General features: G+C 49.3%; 16 protein-coding genes. 11 read left to right on the top strand and 5 right to left on the bottom strand.

Translation table 11 applies throughout. The annotated features are described in order from the left end of the window. Nucleotides 1–22: 22 nt before the first annotated feature. The 5 genes from H6A28_RS05400 (at nucleotide 23) to H6A28_RS05380 (ending at nucleotide 7,755) form a co-directional block, all read left to right on the top strand. A complete protein-coding gene (locus H6A28_RS05400) occupies nucleotides 23–1,291 on the top strand; it encodes a TolC family protein (protein ID WP_204479229.1) in 1,269 nt (422 codons plus the stop codon). 19 nt (nucleotides 1,292–1,310) lie between these two features. Further along, entirely contained in the window at nucleotides 1,311–2,411 is a 1,101-nt protein-coding gene (locus H6A28_RS05395) for an efflux RND transporter periplasmic adaptor subunit (protein WP_204475739.1), read from the top strand. A gap of 12 nt (nucleotides 2,412–2,423) precedes the next feature. Beyond that, nucleotides 2,424–5,546 (top strand): efflux RND transporter permease subunit, encoded by a 3,123-nt coding sequence (locus tag H6A28_RS05390; RefSeq protein ID WP_204479228.1) that lies wholly within the window; start codon nucleotides 2,424–2,426, stop codon nucleotides 5,544–5,546. Nucleotides 5,547–5,819: 273 nt separating this feature from the next. Further along, nucleotides 5,820–6,497 (top strand): response regulator transcription factor, encoded by a 678-nt coding sequence (locus H6A28_RS05385; protein WP_204475737.1) that lies wholly within the window; start codon nucleotides 5,820–5,822, stop codon nucleotides 6,495–6,497. Between the two features lie 25 nt (nucleotides 6,498–6,522). Then, nucleotides 6,523–7,755, top strand: coding sequence for a sensor histidine kinase (locus H6A28_RS05380; RefSeq protein WP_204479226.1), 1,233 nt, complete (start codon nucleotides 6,523–6,525; stop codon nucleotides 7,753–7,755). A 144-nt stretch (nucleotides 7,756–7,899) separates the two neighbouring features. Here H6A28_RS05380 and H6A28_RS05375 read toward each other — a convergent pair whose 3' ends face one another. Next, complete coding sequence (locus H6A28_RS05375; protein WP_204479224.1) at nucleotides 7,900–9,423, bottom strand: DUF4301 family protein; 1,524 nt, start codon at nucleotides 9,421–9,423, stop codon at nucleotides 7,900–7,902. A 132-nt stretch (nucleotides 9,424–9,555) separates the two neighbouring features. On the opposite strand from H6A28_RS05375, the gene H6A28_RS05370 reads away from it, so the two are divergent. The 6 genes from H6A28_RS05370 (at nucleotide 9,556) to H6A28_RS05345 (ending at nucleotide 17,543) form a co-directional block, all read left to right on the top strand. Further along, entirely contained in the window at nucleotides 9,556–11,766 is a 2,211-nt protein-coding gene (locus tag H6A28_RS05370) for a RelA/SpoT family protein (protein WP_204475734.1), read from the top strand. Between the two features lie 102 nt (nucleotides 11,767–11,868). Continuing rightward, nucleotides 11,869–12,273, top strand: coding sequence for a DUF1573 domain-containing protein (locus tag H6A28_RS05365; protein WP_204475733.1), 405 nt, complete (start codon nucleotides 11,869–11,871; stop codon nucleotides 12,271–12,273). Between the two features lie 315 nt (nucleotides 12,274–12,588). After that, nucleotides 12,589–14,577 (top strand): OPT family oligopeptide transporter, encoded by a 1,989-nt coding sequence (locus H6A28_RS05360; RefSeq protein ID WP_204475732.1) that lies wholly within the window; start codon nucleotides 12,589–12,591, stop codon nucleotides 14,575–14,577. A 19-nt stretch (nucleotides 14,578–14,596) separates the two neighbouring features. Then, nucleotides 14,597–15,436: an alpha/beta hydrolase gene (locus tag H6A28_RS05355; RefSeq protein ID WP_204479222.1), complete on the top strand. Its 840-nt coding sequence runs from the start codon at nucleotides 14,597–14,599 to the stop codon at nucleotides 15,434–15,436. A gap of 107 nt (nucleotides 15,437–15,543) precedes the next feature. After that, the gene (locus tag H6A28_RS05350) at nucleotides 15,544–16,095 is read left to right on the top strand and encodes a 30S ribosomal protein S16 (RefSeq protein ID WP_204479220.1); all 552 of its coding nucleotides are present in this window, start codon (nucleotides 15,544–15,546) and stop codon (nucleotides 16,093–16,095) included. A gap of 116 nt (nucleotides 16,096–16,211) precedes the next feature. Continuing rightward, nucleotides 16,212–17,543 carry an MATE family efflux transporter gene (locus H6A28_RS05345; RefSeq protein WP_204479218.1) on the top strand — a complete coding sequence of 444 codons (1,332 nt, stop codon included), beginning with the start codon at nucleotides 16,212–16,214 and terminating at the stop codon, nucleotides 17,541–17,543. Nucleotides 17,544–17,634: 91 nt separating this feature from the next. Here H6A28_RS05345 and H6A28_RS05340 read toward each other — a convergent pair whose 3' ends face one another. Genes H6A28_RS05340 through H6A28_RS05325 form a run of 4 tightly spaced genes read right to left on the bottom strand, consistent with a single transcriptional unit; the run spans nucleotide 17,635 to nucleotide 21,291 of the window. Next, nucleotides 17,635–19,206, bottom strand: coding sequence for a peptide chain release factor 3 (locus H6A28_RS05340; RefSeq protein ID WP_204475728.1), 1,572 nt, complete (start codon nucleotides 19,204–19,206; stop codon nucleotides 17,635–17,637). 2 nt (nucleotides 19,207–19,208) lie between these two features. Further along, nucleotides 19,209–20,066 carry a dTDP-4-dehydrorhamnose reductase gene (rfbD, locus tag H6A28_RS05335; protein WP_204475727.1) on the bottom strand — a complete coding sequence of 286 codons (858 nt, stop codon included), beginning with the start codon at nucleotides 20,064–20,066 and terminating at the stop codon, nucleotides 19,209–19,211. 13 nt (nucleotides 20,067–20,079) lie between these two features. Then, a complete protein-coding gene (locus H6A28_RS05330; protein ID WP_204479216.1) occupies nucleotides 20,080–20,625 on the bottom strand; it encodes a DUF4924 family protein in 546 nt (181 codons plus the stop codon). A gap of 6 nt (nucleotides 20,626–20,631) precedes the next feature. After that, nucleotides 20,632–21,291: a LysE family translocator gene (locus H6A28_RS05325; RefSeq protein WP_204475725.1), complete on the bottom strand. Its 660-nt coding sequence runs from the start codon at nucleotides 21,289–21,291 to the stop codon at nucleotides 20,632–20,634. Nucleotides 21,292–21,324 lie beyond the last annotated feature (33 nt).

Here is a 21,324-nt window from a genome sequence, read left to right as displayed (position 1 = left end):
CTTGTTTTAAAGTTCAGGATATATGGTGTTATTCAGTAAAAAGATTGTTTTATTAGGATTATTAATTTGGAAAGCAAGCACAGGATTCTGTCAGACAGTGGAACTGACTCTCCAGGAAGCCGACTCCCTCTTTTTGGCACGAAACATCGACCTGCTGGCCGAAAAGTGCAACATCAGCATGGCCGACGCTGCCATTACACAAGCCAAATTGTATCAAAATCCAGTAATTTCTCTGGAGGAGAACGTTTATAACAGGCTAAGCCATCGCTATTTCGACTTCGGCCGTGAAAGCGAACAACTGGTCAACGTAGACCAACTAATCAGCATAGCCGGACAACACTCCAATGTAGTGAAAGAAGCACGAAGCGGACACGACGTAGCCGTAGCCCGTTTTGAGGAACTGCTGCGTAACCTGCGAGCCGAACTTCACCAAACATTTGTCAAGCTCTACTTCGCACAGCGCAACATGAAGATTTATCAGAATGAAATTGTATCACTGCGCACGACGCTCGACCAGCTCATCGCGCAGGAGAAGAAAGGCAACATCTCACGCATTGAGACCGCCCGCATACAGGCACTTCTGCTGTCGGTAAGAAGAGAGCAGAATGAGTTTCTCGAAAATGTATCCTCCCTTCAGGGACGCCTGCGTCTGCTCATGGCGATGCCTTCCTCTATGAACCTCACAGCGGTGTTTAATCCCGACCCAGCGGTCCTTCCCGATGTATCTGAGTGTGACCGGCTGCTGACCGACAGTCTGATGCAGCGCTCCGACGTGCTCATGGCACTCCACCAAACCGAACAGGCCAAGGCCGCACTCAAGGTAAGCAAGTCGCAGGCATGGCCTGAGGTACACATCACAGGACAATACGACCGCAACGCAGGCTATTTCCCCAACTATTTCGCCGTCGGCGTAAGCCTCTCCGTACCCATCTTCAACCACAACCAAGGCCACATCCGTAGTGCAAAGGCACGCATCGTTCAGTGTGAACAGAACTATACCGGAACTCTGGAAAAGGCACAAAACGAAGTAGTGGTCGCAAAGGAGAACTTCCTGCGCTCACTGTCGCTCGAAAAAAGTGTGTCGGACAACTTTGACAAGGAGAACATCCAGAATCTGTTCCAAAGCGTAAACGAAAACTACCGCAAACGCAACATCAGCCTGCTTGAGTTTGTCGACTTCTACAAAACCTACAAGGAAGCCATGCTCGAAGTCTCTACCGTTAGAGAAAAGGTGTATCTGACAGCCGAAGAGCTTAACAAGGCAGCCGGACGTGAAGTTGTGAAATATTGACATTGAAAACAGACAAGATATGAATATGAAAAGAAACTACACTATTCTAATGACAGCCGCAATGGCGGCCATGCTGATGTGGTCGTGCTCAAAAAACAACGACCACAGCGACAATATACAGATACCCTATCTTACCGATTCACTGCGCAAGGTAGTCACAGTAGCAACTGTACAGAATCACGCTTTTGCCGACGAGCTGGTGCTCAACGGGCACGTGGATTGCGACCCCAACAACGTGGCGCACGTATTCCCGATGTACGGCGGAACAGTGATACACATGGGGGCCACTGTGGGCGACTATGTCCACAAAGGCCAGGTACTGGCTGTGGTCCGGTCGGGTGAAGTGGCGAATTACGAGAAACAGATGAACGACGCAGACCTGCAGATTCTGGCCGCTAGACGCGAGAAAATGGCCATGCACGACATGTACAACGGCGGAATGGCGTCCGACCGTGACTTGTTACAGGCCGACAAAGCGCTGAAGAATGCCCAAGCAGAAAAGCGACGCCTGCGCGAGATTTATGCCATCGATCACATCCTTGGCAAATCTACCTACGCCATCAAGGCGCCCATTTCGGGTTTCATTACCGAGGCAAACATCAACCCCAACATGCAGATACGTCCCGACCAGGATGAACAATTGTTCTCGATAGCCGGCCTCAACGACGTATGGATTATTGCCGACATTTATGAAAACGACATCAGCAAGGTAAAGGCGGGAGCTGCCGCCACGATTAAGACACTGGCTTATGGCGATGAGAAACCATTCTACGGCACGGTAGACAAAGTGTATCCAGAACTCAATCCCGAAAGTAAGACCGAACAGCTGAAAATCAACATGAACAACAAGGACTATCTGCTAAAACCGGGCATGTTTGCCAACGTATATGTTTCCGTGCCGACAGGTCACAAGGCTTATCCTGCTGTGCCTGCAGAAGCGGTAATCTTTGATGACGACAAGGACTATGTGGTTGTGGTGGACGACAAAGACGTGCTGTCCTATCACGAAGTGAAGCTGGTTAAAGAAACGGGGACCGTCGACTATGTAGCCTCAGGCCTAAAAGCCGGCGACAAGATTATCGTTCACAACGCATTGCTTGTGTATAACTCGCTAAAATAACCCAACTGCCTTATGAAAAATTTTATCAACAATATCATCACGTTTTCTCTCCGAAACAAGTTCTTTATCTTGTTTCTGACCTTGCTGGTGGTGATATTCGGAGTGTATTGCTTCGAAAAGACACCTGTGGATGCCTTTCCAGACATCACCAACACCAACGTAACCATCATCACGCAGTGGCCGGGCAGAAGCGCAGAGGAGGTGGAGAAATTTGTCACCATTCCGATTGAACTGGCCATGAACCCTGTACAAAAGAAGACCATCGTGCGAAGCACCACCTTGTTCGGCCTGTCTGTGGTCAACGTGCTCTTTGACGACCATGTAGACGACTCGTTCGCCCGCCAGCAGGTATACAACTTGATAAAGGGAGCCGACCTTCCCGACGGCGTATCGCCCGAAGTACAGCCGGCCACAGGACCTACGGGAGAGATTTACCGTTACACCCTGCAGAGCGACAAGCGCTCGGTGAGGGAACTGAAAACGCTGCAGGACTGGGTGCTCGACCGGCAGTTGCGTGCTGTACCGGGCGTGGCCGACGTGGTGAGCTTCGGCGGCGAAGTAAAAACATTTGAGGTGCAGATCAATCCGAACCAGCTTAACAGTTACGGAATCTCCAACTTGGAATTGTATGATGCCATAGAAAAATGTAATCTCAACGTAGGAGGCGACATCGTGAACAAAGGAGCACAGGCCTACGTAGTACGCGGTATCGGACTGATTTCCAACATCAAGGACCTTGAAAACGTGGTGGTGAAGAATGTCAACGGCACGCCTATCCTCGTCAAGAATGTAGCTACCGTGAAAGAATCGAGTCTACCCCGACTCGGGCAATGCGGCATCGGCGATAAGGACGATGTAGTGGAAGGCATGGTACTGATGCACCGCGGCGACGACCCGGGCGCTGTCATCCCGCTGCTGAAGAAGAAAGTGGCCGATATACAGGCACAGCTGCCAAAGGATGTCAAGATTGTACCATACTATGACCGTACCAATCTGATCAACGTATCTGTACACACCGTGCTGCACAACTTGGTCGAAGGACTTATCCTGGTGACTGTCATCGTATTTCTGTTCATGGCCGACTGGCGTACTACCGTCAACGTGGCCATCGTGGTGCCGTTGTCTCTGCTCTTTGCTTTTATCTGTCTTCACGTAAAGGGAATGAGTGCTAACCTGATTTCCATGGGAGCCATCGACTTCGGTATCATCATCGACGGAGCGGTAGTAATGGTCGAAGGACTGTTTGTAGCACTCGACGCCCACGCCCGCAAAGTAGGCATGGAAGAATACAACAAGCAGCTGAAACTCGGACTAATCCGAAAAATCGCCAACGACCGTGCCCGTGCCGTATTCTTCTCCAAGCTGATTATCATCACCGCACTCATCCCCATCTTCTCGTTCCAGAAGGTGGAAGGCAAGATGTTCAGTCCGATGGCCTATACGCTCGGCTTTGCACTGCTCGGTGCCCTGCTCTTCACGCTCACCCTCGTGCCAATGCTTACGTCGGTGCTGCTGAAGAAGAATGTCAGAGAAAAGCATAATCCGTTCACGGAATTCCTGACGAAGCACGCCCTCCGCTTTTTCTATATCTGCCGCCGCCACAAACGCAGGGCCCTCATCGTGTCGGTTGTAGTGATGGTAGCCGGTCTTTCGTGCTATTTTCTGCTCGGTTCCGAGTTCCTTCCGGAGCTGAACGAGGGGTCCATCTACATGCGTGCGTCCATGCCGAGCAGCATTTCGCTCGAACAGTCGGTCAAACTTGCCAACGAAATCAGGGCCAAACTGCGCAAATATCCGGAAGTGGAAAATGTGCTGAGCCAGACAGGCCGTCCCAATGACGGAACCGACCCTACGGGATTCTACAACGTGGAGATGCTGGTAAAGATTTATCCTGAAGAGACTTGGAAGAGCGGACTCACGAAAGAACAGCTCATCGACCAGATGGCAAAAGACCTGTCGATTTATCCCGGAGTCAATTTCGGATTCTCCCAGCCTATCTCCGACAACGTGGAAGAAGCCGTCAGCGGTGTGAAAGGCTCAATCGCCGTCAAGGTCTACGGCGACGACCTGACAAAGATTGCGGCCTACTCCAACAAAATCTACAAGATACTGAAAACGGTGCGCGGCATCACCGACCTCGGAGTGATACAGAACATCGGTCAGCCGGAACTGCGTATCGAGCTGGACGAAGCAGCCCTGTCACGCTACGGCATCGACAAGCAGACAGTCCAGTCGGTCATCGAGATGGCTATCGGCGGAAAGAGCGCTTCCATCATGTACGAAGGCGAAAAGAAATTCAACATCATGGTGCGCTATGAAAAGAACTTCCGTATGAACGAGAGCCAGATAAGCAAGATTTTGGTACCGACCGCCAACGGCACCATGGTGCCTATCGGCGAACTGGCTCGCATACGTACCCTTACTGGTCCGCTGCTGGTATTCCGCGACAACAACTCCCGTTTCGGCGCGGTAAAATTCTCCGTACGCGGACGCGACATGGGAGGTGCAGTAGCAGAAGCACGGGCCAAAGTGGACGCACAACTTCATCCCGACAAAGGTTATAAGTTTGTATGGGCTGGCGACTTTGAAAATCAGCAGCGTGCCACTGCCCGACTGGCTCAGGTGGTGCCAATCAGCCTTGTGCTCATCTTCATCATTCTGTTTGTGTTGTTCAACAATCCGCGCGATGCCGGTCTGGTACTGATGAACATCCCGTTTGCAGCTGTAGGCGGCATTGTGATACTGCTCCTCACGGGCTTCAACTTCTCTATCTCTGCAGGTGTGGGCTTTATTTGCCTGTTCGGAATCTGTATCCAGAACGGAGTCATCATGGTTACCGACATCAAGCATAACATCAAGGAACGTCTGCCACTTGACCAGGCAGTGGAAGTCAGTGTACGTTACCGTATCCGCTCCGTGCTCATGACGGCCATGATGGCCATGCTTGGTCTGATGCCGGCGGCACTGAGTCACGGTATAGGTTCCGAGAGCCAGCGACCCTTGGCGGTGGTCATTATCGGTGGACTTGTAGGAGCCACGTTGTTCACCCTGTTTGTTTTCCCGCTGATTGTACAAGGCGTTTACCGTCGCCAGCTCTACAACAAAACCGGAAAGCTCAATGAACGAAAGCTCTGAGCACACAAGAAAATAGTTATCATAAAAAAGATGCCGTTACTGGTTCGGAACACCTTTGCTTATTCCCTCCTTTGGAAATTTCGTCCAGTTTCGGCATACTTTTTGTAAGACAAATCCATCGGTCTACCCTGTAAGCAAAGGCTTGAAAAGACTGCTTTCCGGGAGGTCTCACAACTTGAGGTAAGCAAGGTAATCAGGCTTCCTATCTGCCCAGGTGGAGCATAAAAAGAAAATAGAATCATTTTTCGTTTGCATAGAAATAATTTTTGAGAAATGGATAAAGTACTGTTGGTAGAAGATGAGGTGAACATCGCCTCCTTCATCAAACGCGGACTCGAAGAGTTCGGATACGAAGTCACCGTGGCCTACGACGGTGAAAGCGGATGGAACGCGATACAGAACGGCGTGTTCAACCTGCTGATATTCGACATCATCATGCCTAAAATCAGCGGTCTGGAACTTTGCCGACGTTACAGGGAACAGTTTGGCTACACTACCCCCATCCTGCTCCTTACGGCACTCGGTACCACGCAGAACATCGTGGACGGCCTCAACGCCGGAGCTGATGACTATGTAATCAAACCCTTCAGCTTCAGAGAACTGCAAGCACGTATCGCCGCTCTGTTACGACGTGGCTCTACTAACGGAACCTCGGCTGCAGAACTCACCTATAACGACATTGTACTGAACCTGTCAGCTCACAGGGCAGAACGCGAAGGAGTCGTCATCGATTTGACGGTGAAAGAATGCCGACTGCTCGAATACTTCATTCATAACCACGGCGTGGTGCTCAGTCGCGAACAACTGCTGAAAAACGTGTGGGACAAGAACTTCAATACGAATACCAATGTCGTGGACGTGTATGTCAACTACCTGCGCAACAAGATAGACAAAGGTTTCAGTCATAAATACATACGCACCGTCGTCGGAGTGGGATATGTCATGGAATAACCCCGATGCAAATTCATTGAAGATTATGCTGAAGATTGCTCATAAGATTATTTTCATTTATTCGGCCATTACGCTGTGTGCCATAGGTATGGTGTTTGCCGTGTTATGGTACTGGATGTCTGACTATGCCGACAACCTGTATTATTCGTTTCTGGAAGAGCGCGCCGAACTCATCGCACAAAAGAATTTGGAACGATGCAGCGGCAACAGGGTCTACGATATTTATATGGAACACCGCACCGACACGGTAACTAAACCTGTATCCTCACAGATTGTGCTCGATGCCGACAAAGCAGAAGCTACCCGAAAAGCCTTGCTCAGATTCATGTCGCCCACACAGATTGAACGGCTGAAGAGCCATGGGGAGCTGAAATTTAAAAATGGCGACAACTTGGGCATTGCCGTATATTATCCCAAGCCGGAAGGCAACTTTATCGTCATCGTCATGCTCAACAGGCATCTTGGCGAATACCTGCACCGGCAGATGGGGTATTGGATTATTGGTGTCACAACCCTGTGCCTACTCATCGTCATACTGGCCAGCCGACTCTACACCCAACGGCACATCGACACCCTGCATGAAGCGTACCAGCGAGAAAAACAGTTCGTACACCATGCCTCACACGAACTCAACAATCCGCTCACGGCTATACAAGGAGAATGTGAGATTGCCCTGATGAAAAAGCGCGACGCAGCCGACTATGAAGAATCGCTCCATCGAATTGAGCAGGAAGCACTAAGGATGTCGCAGACCATCAAGCAACTGTTGTATCTGTCCATGGCAATGAATGAGTCTGACGGCGAAAGCCGTGAAAGAATCATCTGGAAAGACTTCCTGGGGCAGTTTACCACCAACGAACGAATCTGTCTTCACATCTTACCCGGTTGCGGCAACTGCTACATCCTCGCCAATCCGTATTTGCTGAAGATGGCTGTCAGCAACATTGTGCGCAATGCTTTGAAATATTCTTCCGACGAGGTAACCATTACACTCGGTGAAAAATCCGTAGAGATAAAAGACAAAGGTATCGGCATACCCCAATCGGACATCCCCTACATCTCACAACCTTTCTACCGTGCCGCCAACACCCGCTCGTTTCAAGGCAACGGCATAGGCATGAGTCTTGCCGTGAAAATATTCAAACTCTACGGCATGGTGGTCAAAATTGAGTCGAAAGAACGTGCGGGCACCGCAATCATCCTGCGCCTGGCCCACGGCAAATTTGCCAATGCCGCAGACAACGAGAAAAATGCATAATGGAATAATAAAATGAAGCCATTGGCTGTACCTGTCAGATACACTGTACATGATGGGCTTACACAAAAGCCTCAAAATAAAAAGTCCGCCTGTCTGATGCAGACAAGCGGACTTTTTTATGATTCAATCGGTCTATATCCCAATTTATTGATGCTGTTCACGCAGCAAATCGTTCACGGTCTTTACCGGATTGAACGTGCTCAATGGTACTTCTACGAACACCGTGTTCCAGTCGCTCATGGAACCGTTCCACAAGCCCGGCAATTCGAGGGCTTTCAAATCCTTTCCGTTCTTCGACTTGTAAGAGATGAAACCGGTAGCCTTATCCACGTGTTCCAGCAAGTTGAACTTGTTGCCTTTGTAATCGCGGATGGCGCATACCAAATCCACCGGATTGAAGTGGGTACCCTTCTCGAACATGGCCTTCTTTTCCGGGTCTTTCATGTCAATCTGTGAGCTTTCCAAAATCTGGAGAGAGATGGTTCCATCCGGATTGTAAGCCAGGAACGGACCGCCGCCCGGTTCACCCACATTCTTCACCATACCGCAGACACGCATCGGACGGTTCAGTTTCTTGCGCAGATAGATTACCAAATCGGCATCTTCCAGTTCTTTCAGATCCGTTCTGCGGCAACGCAACTGCTGCTGTACGAAACGGATAATCGTTTCCAACTGTTCGTGGCTATAGTGACCGCTGTCCAGCAGCTCCAGGTATTCAAAGGCCTGTTTCTGCAAAGTCACCAATACGCCTGCCAACAATTTCTTGTAAGTCACGGTATCCGCTTTCAGACGGTCGGGCACCACGTTGTCGATGTTCTTGATGAATACGATATCGGCATCCAAATCGTTCAAGTTCTCAATCAAGGCCCCGTGACCACCCGGACGGAACAACAGCTTACCATCTTTGTCGCGGAAAGGTTTGTTGTCCATATCGGCAGCTACCGTATCGGTACTCGGTTTTTGTTCTGAGAAACTGATATGGAATTTTGTACCATATTTAGCCTCATATTCACCCACCTTGGCAGCCACCAGTTTTTCAAACAAAGCCCGGTGTTCGGTAGATACCGTGAAATGTACGTTCACTTCCCCGTTCTTTCCGGCTGCATACAACGCACCTTCTACCAGATGTTCTTCCAACGGGGTACGTACGCCGTCGGCATAACGGTGGAACTTGAGCAATCCTTTCGGCAGAGCACCGTAGTTCAGTCCGGCAGCTTCCAACAGGTTCGATACAATTGCTTTGTAGTTCTGTTCCGACAACAAAGCATCAATGTTCTTTCCCGTATTATCCATGCAAGCCGCATTCAAGTCGTTGTAGAACGCGAAGTCATGGATATGGTCGAAGAATTTCTTTTCAAAATCCGTTGTCGGTTTGTCGTAATCTGCTCCCAAGAACTCGAACATATTCTTGAACATACGGCTGGCAGCCCCTGAAGCTGGCACAAACTTGACAATCTTCTTATCTCCATCCTTGTAGGCATCCCATGCCGCAAGATACCGTTCGAAATCTTTGCCTTCAGCTTTCATGATGCCTCCGTTTTCCACAGAAGCCGCTGCCGACAATTTCAAAAACGGAAAACCTTTTTCAAAACAAGCCAACTGTTCGGCAATTTTCTCTTCCGAAATGCCCTTCTTGGCCAACAATTCTTTGTCTTCGTGTGTTAACATATTGTTTTATTTAGGTAATGAATATTCTTTTCTTATTCAGAATCATGTTCAAAAATAGAAAAAATACGGTAAGAATGTACCATATCTATGAAAAAAAAGTAACTTTACCCACAAACAACAAAACGAGGCATTATGGAGAACAATGAATTTTTCACGCCGGAAGAGCACAAACAACTGATACAGCTTTACAAAAGATTGTTATTGCTGTCAAAAGACACGTTACAAAAAGATGACTGCCGCAAACTAAAAAATCATCTCATAAAAGCCATGTCGGAAGGAACCATTCCTCGGAATGTCTTCCAGATGAACCCCATCATCAAAGACATGCAGACAGCCGTTATTGTGGCTGAAGAAATCGGTATGCGCCGAGCTTCGATTCTGGGCATCATGCTTCATGAGTCTGTGAAATACAACTTGTGCAGCCTGGAGTCTGTCAAAGAGGAATACGGAGAAGACGTGGCCGGCATTATCCGAGGGCTTGTAAAAATCAACGAACTCTATTCCAAGAGCCCCATCATCGAATCGGAAAACTTCCGCAACCTGCTTCTGTCGTTTGCTGAAGACATGCGGGTGATTCTGATCATCATTGCCGACCGTGTGAACCTGATGCGACAGATTAAGGACAGCCCCAACGAAGAAGCCCGACTGGAAGTGGCCAATGAAGCGGCTTATCTGTATGCCCCGCTGGCACACAAACTGGGATTGTACAAGCTGAAATCGGAACTGGAAGATTTGTCACTGAAATACACGCAGCACGACGTGTACTATTATATAAAGGAAAAGCTGAATGCTACCAAACAGGCGCGCGACCGCTACATTGACGCATTCATCGAACCGATCAAGAAAAAACTGGAAGAGGCCGGACTCAAGTTCCATATGAAGGGACGTACCAAGTCTATCCACTCCATCTACCAGAAGATGAAGAAGCAGGGATGCCCCTTCGAAGGTGTGTACGACCTGTTTGCCATCCGTATCATCCTCGATTCTCCACTTGACAAGGAGAAACAGGAATGCTGGCAGGCCTACTCCATCGTGACCGATATGTACCTGCCTAACCCCAAACGTCTGCGCGACTGGCTTTCCGTGCCGAAGAGCAACGGATACGAGTCTTTGCACATCACCGTCATGGGACCGGAAGGAAAATGGGTAGAAGTACAGATTCGTACGGAACGTATGGATGAGATTGCCGAAAAAGGTCTTGCCGCTCACTGGCGATACAAAGGCATCAAGGGAGAAAGCGGTCTGGACGAATGGCTGAACTCCATCCGGGAAACCTTGGAAAACTCCGACAACGACCTGGATGCCATGGATCAGTTCAAGCTGGACTTATACAAAGACGAGGTATTCGTCTTCACTCCCAAAGGCGATTTGTACAAGCTGCCGCAGGGAGCCACCGTGCTCGACTTTGCCTTCTCCATCCACTCTAACTTAGGATGCCGGTGTACGGGTGCCCGCGTGAACGGCAAAAACGTACAGCTCCGTCAGAAGTTGAACAGCGGCGACCAGGTGGAAATCATGACCTCGAATACCCAGACGCCGAAACGCGACTGGCTGACCTTCGTCACCACGGCGAAAGCCCGCAACAAGATACGTCAGGCACTGAAAGAAATTGCAGCCCGACAGACCCAGTTTGCCAAGGAAACTCTGGAACGGAAGTTCAAGAACCGGAAAATGGAATACGACGAAGCCATCCTGATGCGCCTCATCCGAAAACTGGGCTTCAAGACCGTGACCGATTTCTACCAGAGCATTGCCGACGAGTCGATTGATGTAAACGACATTATCGACAAGTACCTCGACATGCAGAAGAAGGAGACCGAGCAACGCGAAGAAATCAGCTACCGCAGTGCGGAATCGTTCAACATCCAGCAACCGACCGATGCTAAGGACTACAAGGACGACGTACTGGTCATCGACCAGAACCTGAAGGGACTGGATTTCACTCTGGCCAAATGCTGCAACCCGATTTACGGCGACGAAGTGTTCGGCTTTGTAAGCATCAACGGAGGTATCAAGATTCACCGTTGCGACTGTCCGAATGCCAAAGAAATGCGCTCCCGCTTCCCTTACCGTATCGTCAAGGCACGCTGGGCCGGAAAGAGTCAGGGCAAGCAATACCCCATTACCCTCCGTATCATCGGACATGACGATATCGGTATCGTGACCAACATCACGTCCATCATCAATAAGGAAAACAACATCCTGCTACGGTCTATCAGCATTGACTCACACGACGGACTGTTTTCCGGCATGCTGACCGTGACGGTAGACGACAATACCAAGCTGGAATCGCTGATCAAGAAGATAAAAACCGTGAAAGGAGTGAAGCAGGTAAACCGATAACAACACTTCAAGTATGTTAATAAAACTGCACGGACACACTCTTTTAGCATAAAAACACTATCTTTGCGAAGTTGTCAAGAGTAAGGATTAAAACAAAAGAAAATGAAAAAGATTTTATTTACTACTTTGTTGTGCGTACTGAACATCCTGTTCGTCATCGCACAGGGAACGGCACAGATTACGTTTGAAAAGACTTCATACAATTTTGGCTCTTTCTCTGAAAACAGCCCGAAGGTGACTTGCAAATTCAAATTCACCAATACAGGTGACGGACCGCTGGTGATTCATCAGGCCATCGCTTCCTGTGGATGCACCGTACCACAGTACCCGAAAGAACCCATCAAACCGGGTGAAAGCGGCGAAGTGACAGTGACTTACAACGGAGCCGGAAAATTTCCGGGACATTTCCGCAAGACCATCACCCTGCGTACTAACTCCAAGAACGAAATCACCCGCTTGGTAGTGGAAGGAGACATGACTCCGGCATCGGCTGATGCAAACAAATAAGAAAACCATCACTTTTAATATCGAAACAGGAGATACATTTCAGGATGTTTCTCCTGTTTTTTTATGCCCCAAAAGCCGTTCAAAAAAACGTCCTTGTGTTTCGTTTCAAACGCCAAAGCGTTTTGATCCAAACGCAAGGACGTTTTACTTCAAACGCACTTGCGTTTAAGTTGAAACGTAAAGGCGTTTTATCTGAAACGCACTTGCGTTTTTCCAACGCGCAAAAATAAGGTGCCTTTTGCATGAATATGAATGATTTTTACTACTTTTGGACACTCAAAAGAATATTAATCAAATCATAATGCAATATTATTCATGAAAGAGACACAAGAAAAACCGACGGGATTGCCCGAAAACGCGTTCCGTCCGCTCAAACCCGGGGAAAAGTATGAACCGCTCATGTCGCCCGGGAAAACGTATCCTGAAGTAAACCTCTGGTCTGTGACATGGGGACTCGTCATGGCCGTCATCTTCTCGGCTGCCGCCGCTTACCTGGGCCTGAAAGTGGGACAGGTGTTTGAAGCCGCCATCCCTATCGCCATCATCGCCGTGGGTATCTCCAGTGCTACCAAACGCAAAGGCGCACTGGGTGAAAACGTCATGATCCAGTCCATCGGTGCTTGCTCGGGCGTCATCGTGGCAGGGGCCATCTTTACCCTGCCTGCCCTCTACATCCTACAGGAAAAATATCCGGAAATGACGGTCAACTTCATGCAGATGTTCATCAGCTCCCTGCTGGGCGGCGTGCTGGGCATTCTGTTCCTGATTCCCTTCCGTAAATATTTCGTGAAAGACAAACACGGCGAATATCCCTTCCCGGAAGCGACCGCCAGTACCCAAGTACTCGTATCGGGTGAAAAAGGAGGCGACCAGGCCAAACCGTTGCTCATCGCCGGACTGGTGGGCGGTATTTACGACTTCATCGTGGGTACCTTCGGCTGGTGGAACGAGAACTTTACAAGCCGTATCTGTGGATGGGGCGAAACCATCGCCGACAAGTTCAAACTGGTATTCAAAATCAATACGGGAGCTGCCGTATTGGGACTCGGTTATATCGTCGGACTGAAATATGCGGCCATCATCTGTGCCGGTTCGCTGGTGGTATGGTGGGTCATCGTGCCGGGTATCTCCCTGTTCTGGGGCGACCAGGTACTGAATGCCTGGAACCCGGACATCACCATGGCCGTGAAAGACATGTCGCCCGAACTTATCTTCAAGGAATATGCCAAGAGCATCGGTATCGGAGGCATCGCCATGGCAGGTATCATCGGTATCGTACGTTCATGGGGCATCATCAAGAGTGCGGTCAGCCTGGCTGCCAATGAGATGAAAGGAAAGAAAACCGAAGAAAGCGTGGAACGCACACAGAAAGACCTGTCCATGAAAATCATCGCTTTCGGTTCTTTGTTCACCCTGCTGCTCGTGGTACTCTTCTTCTATTTCGACGTGATGCAAGGTAACCTCCTGCATACCATCGTAGCCATCCTGCTGGTAGCGGGAATCTCCTTCCTCTTCACCACCGTGGCGGCCAATGCCATCGCCATCGTCGGTACGAACCCGGTATCAGGCATGACCCTGATGACTTTGATTTTAGCTTCCGTCATTATGGTAGCTGTAGGATTGAAAGGGGCTACGGGTATGGTCGCTTCCCTGGTGATGGGTGGCGTGGTCTGCACCGCACTGTCCATGGCTGGCGGTTTCATCACCGACTTGAAAATAGGTTACTGGCTGGGTAGCACACCCAAGAAGCAGGAAAGCTGGAAGTTCCTCGGTACCCTGGTATCTGCGGCTACCGTAGGCGGCGTCATTATGGTACTGAACGATTCGTATGGATTCACCAGCGGACAACTGGCTGCCCCGCAGGCAAACGCTATGGCAGCTGTCATCGACCCACTAATGAACGGAGTGGGCGCTCCGTGGCTGCTCTACGGCATCGGCGCCGCACTGGCATTGGTACTGACCTTCTGCAAGGTGCCTGCCCTGGCCTTCGCGCTGGGTATGTTCATCCCCTTGGAACTGAACCTCCCGTTGCTGGTGGGTGGGGCCATCAATTGGTACGTGACTTCCCGCAGCAAGGACGAAGCCGTCAACACGGCACGGGGTGAAAAAGGTACGCTGCTGGCTTCCGGATTCATTGCCGGAGGTGCCCTGATGGGCGTGGTAAGTGCCATCATGCGCTATTGCAACATCAACCTCATCCACGAAGAATGGCTGAGCAATCCGATGAGTGAACTGGTATCACTGATTGTGTACCTGTTGCTGATTGCCTACCTGGTAAAGGCCAGCATGAAACTGAAAAAATAACCTCTGACTCATACGACACATGAAAAAACTACTGCTTATGGGGTGGCTGCTGGTATCCAGCCACCTCTTTGCCCAAAAAGGCATTGAAATCAAGATATGGCCCGAAGGTGCCCCGAACACCAATGAAATGACCCAACAGGTAAAAGATGGACCGCTTTACGTGGAAGAACCCGTACTGACCGTCTATCCGGCAGAAAAAAGTAACGGAATGGCCATCATGACCTGTCCCGGAGGAGGATACTGGACGTTGGCCATGGGACACGAAGGGCACGATATGGCCGCCTGGTTCAACAGCCAAGGCATCACCTACGCCGTACTCCGCTACCGCATGCCCAACGGACATCATGAAGTACCGCTGAGCGACGCCCAGCAAGCCCTACGCATTATGCGGCAGCACGCCACAGAATGGAACGTGAAGAAGTTAGGCATCATGGGGTCGTCGGCAGGAGGACATCTGGCCAGTACGGCTGCCACTCATTTCACCGATGCGGAAACCCGCCCGGATTTCCAGATTCTTTTCTACCCGGTCATCACCATGGACCCGAGCTATACACACATGGGCTCTCATGATGATTTGTTAGGCAAGAATCCATCGAAGGAATTGGAACAGAAATATTCCAACGAACTACAGGTTACTCCACAAACCCCACCGGCTTTCATCCTGCATAGCAGCGACGACACGGTAGTGCCTGTAGCCAACAGCGTAAACTACTATACCGCCCTCGTCAAACAGAAGGTCTCTGCCAGCCTGCACATCTATCCGGTAGGAGGACACGGCTGGGGATACAACGACAGTTTCCCCTACAAACGCCAATGGACAGGCGAACTTGAAAAATGGCTGCGCGAAATCAATAAATAATTGGCGCAACTCTTTGTAGAACAAAAGAAAAGTTGTACCTTTGCACCCGCTAATACGGGTTATTAGCATAATTCAAATCATTTACATTAAAAAACTAATTAAGAAAAATGGCAACTAAAATCAGATTGCAAAGAAACGGACGCAAAGGATATGCGTTCTATTCAATTGTTATTGCAGACGCAAGAGCACCACGTGATGGTAGATTTACTGAAAAAATTGGTACTTACAATCCGAACACCAATCCTGCCACAGTAGATTTGAATTTTGAACGTGCATTACACTGGGTATTGGTAGGTGCACAGCCTACTGACACAGTACGCAACATCCTGTCTCGTGAAGGTGTATACATGAAGAAACACCTGCTGGGCGGTGTAGCTAAAGGCGCATTCGATGAAGCACAGGCTGAAGCTAAATTCAACGCTTGGAAAGAAAACAAACAGTCAGGTCTGGCTGCTTTGAAAGCTAAAGAAGAAGAAGCTAAGAAAGCTGAAGCTAAAGCACGTCTGGAAGCTGAAAAGAAAGTAAACGAAGAAATCGCTAAGAAGGTAGCTGAAAAGAAAGCTGCTGAAACTGCTGCAAAAGCTGAGGCTGAAGCTGCTGCCAACGCAGAAGCTGCTCCTGCTGAAGAAGCTGCTACTGAAGCTCCTGCTGAAGCATAATTCTTCTTTCAGAAAAAGACAAACAAAAGACTGTCCTTGCAAAAGGATGGTCTTTTTTTGTGCAGAATTGTCGTATCTTTGCACCGCATTCCTCTGATTATCCAATACTCGTTTTTATGCATACAAAATATACCAACCGCGAAATATGGAAGGTGGCCTACCCCATCCTGATCAGCCTGCTCATGGAACAGCTTATCGGAATGACCGATACAGCTTTTATGGGACGCGTAGGCGAAGTGGAACTGGGTGCCTCGGCCATTGCGGGAGTATATTACCTGGCCATCTTCATGTTAGGATTCGGGTTCAGCATCGGTTCACAGATTCTGATTGCCCGCCGCAACGGAGAAGGTAATTTCCGGAAGATCGGTTCCATATTCTACCAGGGCATTTATTTCCTGCTGGCCATGGCCTTGGTCATGTTTACCCTCTCCCAACTGTTCTCTCCCTGGATTTTATCGCACGTGGTATCATCTCCCCGCGTCTGTGAAGCCGCCGTAAGCTACATCAACTGGCGGGTATTCGGATTTTTCTTCTCGTTCGTGGCCATCATGTTCCGGGCCTTCTTTGTGGGCACTACCCAGACCAAGACCCTCACGCTCAACTCCATTGTCATGGTGACATCGAACGTGGTATTCAATTATATTCTGGTATTCGGGAAATTCGGATTTCCGGCATTGGGTATTGCCGGAGCGGCCATCGGCTCTTCACTGGCAGAACTGGTGTCCATGCTCTTCTTCATTATCTACACCACCCGACGAGTGGACCGTGCCAAATACGGCCTGAACCAACTGGTGAGCTTCCAATGGGCAGAACTGAAACGCATCATGGGCGTATCGCTATGGACCATGATACAAAATGCGGTATCCATCAGCACCTGGTTTCTGTTCTTCATCTTCATCGAGCACTTGGGCGAACGTTCATTGGCCATCACCAACATCGTGCGAAACGTGTCGAGCGTGCCGTTCATGACCATTACGGCTTTTGCCTCCACCTGCAGCGCTCTGGTCAGCAACCTGATTGGGGCCGGAGAAGCCCACTACGTCATGCCGACCATCCGGCAACACGTACGACTCTGCACCTGCATTGTCTGGCCCGTCATCCTGCTGATAGCCTGCCTGCCCACGTATGTGCTCCGTATCTACACCGATATGCCCGACTTAGTGGATGCTGCCGTCCCTACGCTTTGGGTACTCTGCTCCAGCTACCTCTTCCAGTGTGCGGGATTCATTTTCTTCCAGTCCGTATCGGGTACCGGCGATACCCGGGCCGCTTTCTTGCTGGAGATGATTGCCCTGAGCTGCTACCTGGTCTTTATCGTCCTCATCATCCTGATTCTTAAGATGGATGTAGCCGTCTGCTGGTTCTCCGAACACGTATATGCAGGCGCCATCGGCCTACTGAGTTATATTTACCTGAAAAAAGGAAGCTGGCAAAGGAAACAAATCTAAATTTCCTCAAAAGATAATTCCCTGTATAAACCGATTTAATAAAAAAAGCCTCCTTTTTGGGAGGCTTTTATAATAGGTCTTAATCTTATCTTTAGAACTCACTGGTAAAATGGAATTTAATGTGTTTGAAGTCCATCTGCGCCATCTGAAGCACATAACCGCTGTCGGCCAGGAACACATCGCGCCCGTCACGGTCTTTGGCCATATACTGGTACTTACGCTTCTTGAAGGCTTCCAGTTCGGCCGGGTCGTCACTTTCAATCCAGCACGCCTTGTAGAGGCTCAACGGTTCCCAACGGCATTTGGCATTGTATTCGTTTTCCAAACGATACTGGATTACTTCAAACTGCAACTGACCAACTGTACCGATAATCTTCCGACCATTGAACTGGTTGATAAACAACTGAGCTACACCTTCGTCCATCAACTGGTCGATTCCCTTGTTCAACTGCTTGGTCTTCATCGGGTCGGCATTCTCGATGTACTTGAACATTTCCGGTGAGAAGCTGGGCAATCCCTTGAAATGCAGGATTTCACCCTCAGTCAACGTATCACCAATCTTGAAGGTTCCATTGTCCGGCAAACCGATGATATCGCCTGCCCAAGCCTCATCCACCGTAGTCTTACGCTGGGCCATGAACTGCGTGGGTGAAGAGAAACGCATGGTCTTGTTGTGACGAACATGCAGATACGGCGTGTTACGGGTAAACTTACCGGAACATACCTTACAAAAAGCCACACACGAACGATGGTTCGGGTCGATATTAGCTGTAATCTTGAACACGAAACCCGTGAACTTGGGCTCTTCCGGCATCACGATACGTTCCTCTGCCTGTACCGGACGCGGACTCGGCGCAATCTCCACAAAGCAGTCGAGCAATTCCTGCACGCCGAAGTTGTTCAAAGCCGAACCGAAGAACACCGGAGCCAGTTCACCTTTCAAGTAATCGTCTACATTGAATTCCGGATAAACCCCCTCAATCAGTTCCAGTTCGCTGCGCAACTTCTCCGCCAGCGGCGTACCGATATGATTGTCCAGGTCTTCCGTATGGATATCCACTTCCACCTTCTCCGTCACCACCTGCTTGGACGGCTGGAAAAGATTCAGCTTCTGCTCGTAAATGTTGTATACCCCCTTGAAACGCGGACCGCTCTCAATCGGCCATGTCAGCGGGCGTACGTTGATGACCAGCTCTTCCTCCAGTTCATCCAGCAAATCAAACGGATCCTTGGCTTCCCGGTCCATCTTGTTCACGAAGATAATCACCGGCGTGTTACGCATACGACAAACTTCCATCAGCTTACGGGTCTGCGATTCCACACCCTTTGCTCCGTCCACCACGATGATAACACTGTCCACCGCCGTCAGCGTACGGTACGTATCTTCGGCAAAATCCTGGTGACCCGGCGTATCAAGGATATTAATCTTATAGTCATGGTAGTCAAACTCCATCACGGAGGTAGTAACCGAGATACCACGCTGTTTCTCGATGTCCATCCAGTCGGACGTGGCCGTTTTCTTAATCTTGTTTGACTTTACGGCTCCGGCCACCTGAATCTGCCCACCGAAAAGCAACAACTTTTCCGTCAACGAGGTTTTACCGGCATCCGGATGCGCGATAATCGCAAATGTTCGTCTTCTTGCTATTTCCTGATTTGCCATATTTATTGTTTTAATTTTTCAATACATTCCGCCAGACTATCCATCCAGTAAGGAACCTCCACTCCGTAGGTCTTTTTCAGCTTGGTCTTGTCAAGCACGGAATAGTGCGGACGGCAAGCCTTGGTGGGATAATCTTCTGTGTGAAGCGGGGATACGTGACAAGTGGTAATACCTGCCAGCCGATGGATGGCCTTGGTAAAATCATACCAGGAGCAGACACCTTCATTGCTGAAATGATAGATGCCCGGCACAATACCTTTCTCCAATGCCACGAAAATAGCCTGAGCCAGGTCGCGTGCATACGTCGGGGTACCAATCTGGTCGAAAATGACGCCCAATGTTTCTTTTTCCTTTCCCAGACGAATCATTGTCTTCACGAAATTATTGCCAAAGGTAGAATACAGCCACGCCGTACGAATAATCATCGCATTCGGACAATACTTCATCACCTCCTGTTCTCCTCCTAACTTAGTAGAACCATATACGGAATTCGGACAGGGAGTATCTTCTTCCTTATACGGGATATGGGCCGTACCATCAAACACATAGTCGGTAGACACTTGTACCAGCCAACCTCCCCGGCTCTGTGCCGCCTTGGCCAGGTAACCCGGCGCCACACGATTCAGCTTGTCACAGAGTTCCACATTATCCTCTGCCTTATCGACAGCCGTATAGGCCGCACAGTTCACAATGACGTCAATCTGATGGGCTGTCACAAAATCCATCACCGCCTTCTCATCGCAGATGTCCAGCTCTGCCACATCCGTAAAAAAATACTCAAAATTGGTGTGTTCTTCTGCCAGCAGACGCATCTCATTGCCTAACTGTCCGTTGGCTCCCGTCACTAATATCTTTTTCATATTTCTGTGTATGTTAATCCAAATCCAAATCGCCTTCCTTGTCCTTTATATAATAATCAGCCAGCATGGCCAGCAAGTCACTAATGGATTTCATGGCCTTAGCCGTTCCCTCACTGATTTCCTTTTTCTGCAACTTCAGCATCAGCACCCCATAAAGGGCATCGAAACAGGTCTCCAGTTCAGGCACATCCTTGTCGCCTCCCTTGGCCCGCAACTCCACAATAAAAGGCAATACTTTATAATAAGCTGCCGTATAATACGGAAACTTAGGTGAACGCAACAGACGCAGATGTAAGTCGGTCAGCCAGACAATGATATTCTTGTTAATCTGCAGGTGACCTTTTTCCATCACTCCCTCCTGCTGCATCATGTGAATCAGGTCTTCATACCAGCGGGCCAGCTCCTGTTTCTGCTCGTCCGTAGCCGGATAAGGATCAATAATGTTCTTCCGGATTTTCTCCATATCGCAGCCATTGGCCCGAATCAAATCCTCTACCTGCCACATATACAACAGGTATTCAGCAATATTCTTTTTTTTAAGTTGTTGAGAAATATACATATCCTATCAAGAAAAAGATTTGCCGGCAATGGCCAGGACGATTCCCACCACAGCCGCTATCATGACCACGACACCGATGATGCGGTTGAGCACCCAGATGCCGCGTAAGTTAAACCGCGAACGTACTTTATTGACGAAATACGTAATGCTGAACCACCAGCCCAACGCCCCTGTGAGGATGGCCAGATAGCCTACCAGCTGAAAACCGATGGGACTGCCCGGCATCACAAACGAGAAACGGGCAAACAGACCGATGAACAGGAAAATGATGAGCGGATTGGACAGGGTCACAAAAAAAGCCGTCACGAAATTGTGCAGATACGTACCACGCGTACCCGAAGACGGACGAAGGGATTTTACCGGATTGCTGCGAAACGTGTAAATACCGAAGGCCAGCAACATGATGCTACCTACTACCTGAAGAAAAATATGATGTTTCAGGATGATTTCATCCATGAAACTCATTCCATATCCGGTAATCAACGCATAACATATATCGCTCAACGCTGCTCCTACTCCTGTGACAAAACCAAACCAGCGACCCTTGTTCAACGTACGTTGAATGCAAAGCACACCGACCGGGCCCAAAGGAGCAGAAACCACGATTCCGACAATCAACCCTTTCAGCAACAATTCAAGTATAGTAACCTGTTCAATCCAATTCATAGTGCAAAGATGCTACTTTTTTACGAAAGTACC

This window comes from Bacteroides mediterraneensis (genome assembly GCF_016900355.1).
Taxonomy (GTDB): domain Bacteria; phylum Bacteroidota; class Bacteroidia; order Bacteroidales; family Bacteroidaceae; genus Phocaeicola.
Note: the sequence above shows the minus strand (reverse complement) of the source record. Positions and strands in the feature narration are given on the sequence as shown.

Bases quoted from the DNA above. Each gene is read 5' to 3' on its own strand.
- H6A28_RS05400 (WP_204479229.1), top strand. From the start codon at position 23: ATGGTGTTATTCAGTAAAAAGATTGTTTTATTAGGATTATTAATTTGG.
- H6A28_RS05395 (WP_204475739.1), top strand. From the start codon at position 1,311: ATGAATATGAAAAGAAACTACACTATTCTAATGACAGCCGCAATGGCG.
- H6A28_RS05390 (WP_204479228.1), top strand. From the start codon at position 2,424: ATGAAAAATTTTATCAACAATATCATCACGTTTTCTCTCCGAAACAAG.
- H6A28_RS05385 (WP_204475737.1), top strand. From the start codon at position 5,820: ATGGATAAAGTACTGTTGGTAGAAGATGAGGTGAACATCGCCTCCTTC.
- H6A28_RS05380 (WP_204479226.1), top strand. From the start codon at position 6,523: ATGCTGAAGATTGCTCATAAGATTATTTTCATTTATTCGGCCATTACG.
- H6A28_RS05375 (WP_204479224.1), bottom strand. From the start codon at position 9,423: ATGTTAACACACGAAGACAAAGAATTGTTGGCCAAGAAGGGCATTTCG.
- H6A28_RS05370 (WP_204475734.1), top strand. From the start codon at position 9,556: ATGGAGAACAATGAATTTTTCACGCCGGAAGAGCACAAACAACTGATA.
- H6A28_RS05365 (WP_204475733.1), top strand. From the start codon at position 11,869: ATGAAAAAGATTTTATTTACTACTTTGTTGTGCGTACTGAACATCCTG.
- H6A28_RS05360 (WP_204475732.1), top strand. From the start codon at position 12,589: ATGAAAGAGACACAAGAAAAACCGACGGGATTGCCCGAAAACGCGTTC.
- H6A28_RS05355 (WP_204479222.1), top strand. From the start codon at position 14,597: ATGAAAAAACTACTGCTTATGGGGTGGCTGCTGGTATCCAGCCACCTC.
- H6A28_RS05350 (WP_204479220.1), top strand. From the start codon at position 15,544: ATGGCAACTAAAATCAGATTGCAAAGAAACGGACGCAAAGGATATGCG.
- H6A28_RS05345 (WP_204479218.1), top strand. From the start codon at position 16,212: ATGCATACAAAATATACCAACCGCGAAATATGGAAGGTGGCCTACCCC.
- H6A28_RS05340 (WP_204475728.1), bottom strand. From the start codon at position 19,206: ATGGCAAATCAGGAAATAGCAAGAAGACGAACATTTGCGATTATCGCG.
- rfbD (WP_204475727.1), bottom strand. From the start codon at position 20,066: ATGAAAAAGATATTAGTGACGGGAGCCAACGGACAGTTAGGCAATGAG.
- H6A28_RS05330 (WP_204479216.1), bottom strand. From the start codon at position 20,625: ATGTATATTTCTCAACAACTTAAAAAAAAGAATATTGCTGAATACCTG.
- H6A28_RS05325 (WP_204475725.1), bottom strand. From the start codon at position 21,291: ATGAATTGGATTGAACAGGTTACTATACTTGAATTGTTGCTGAAAGGG.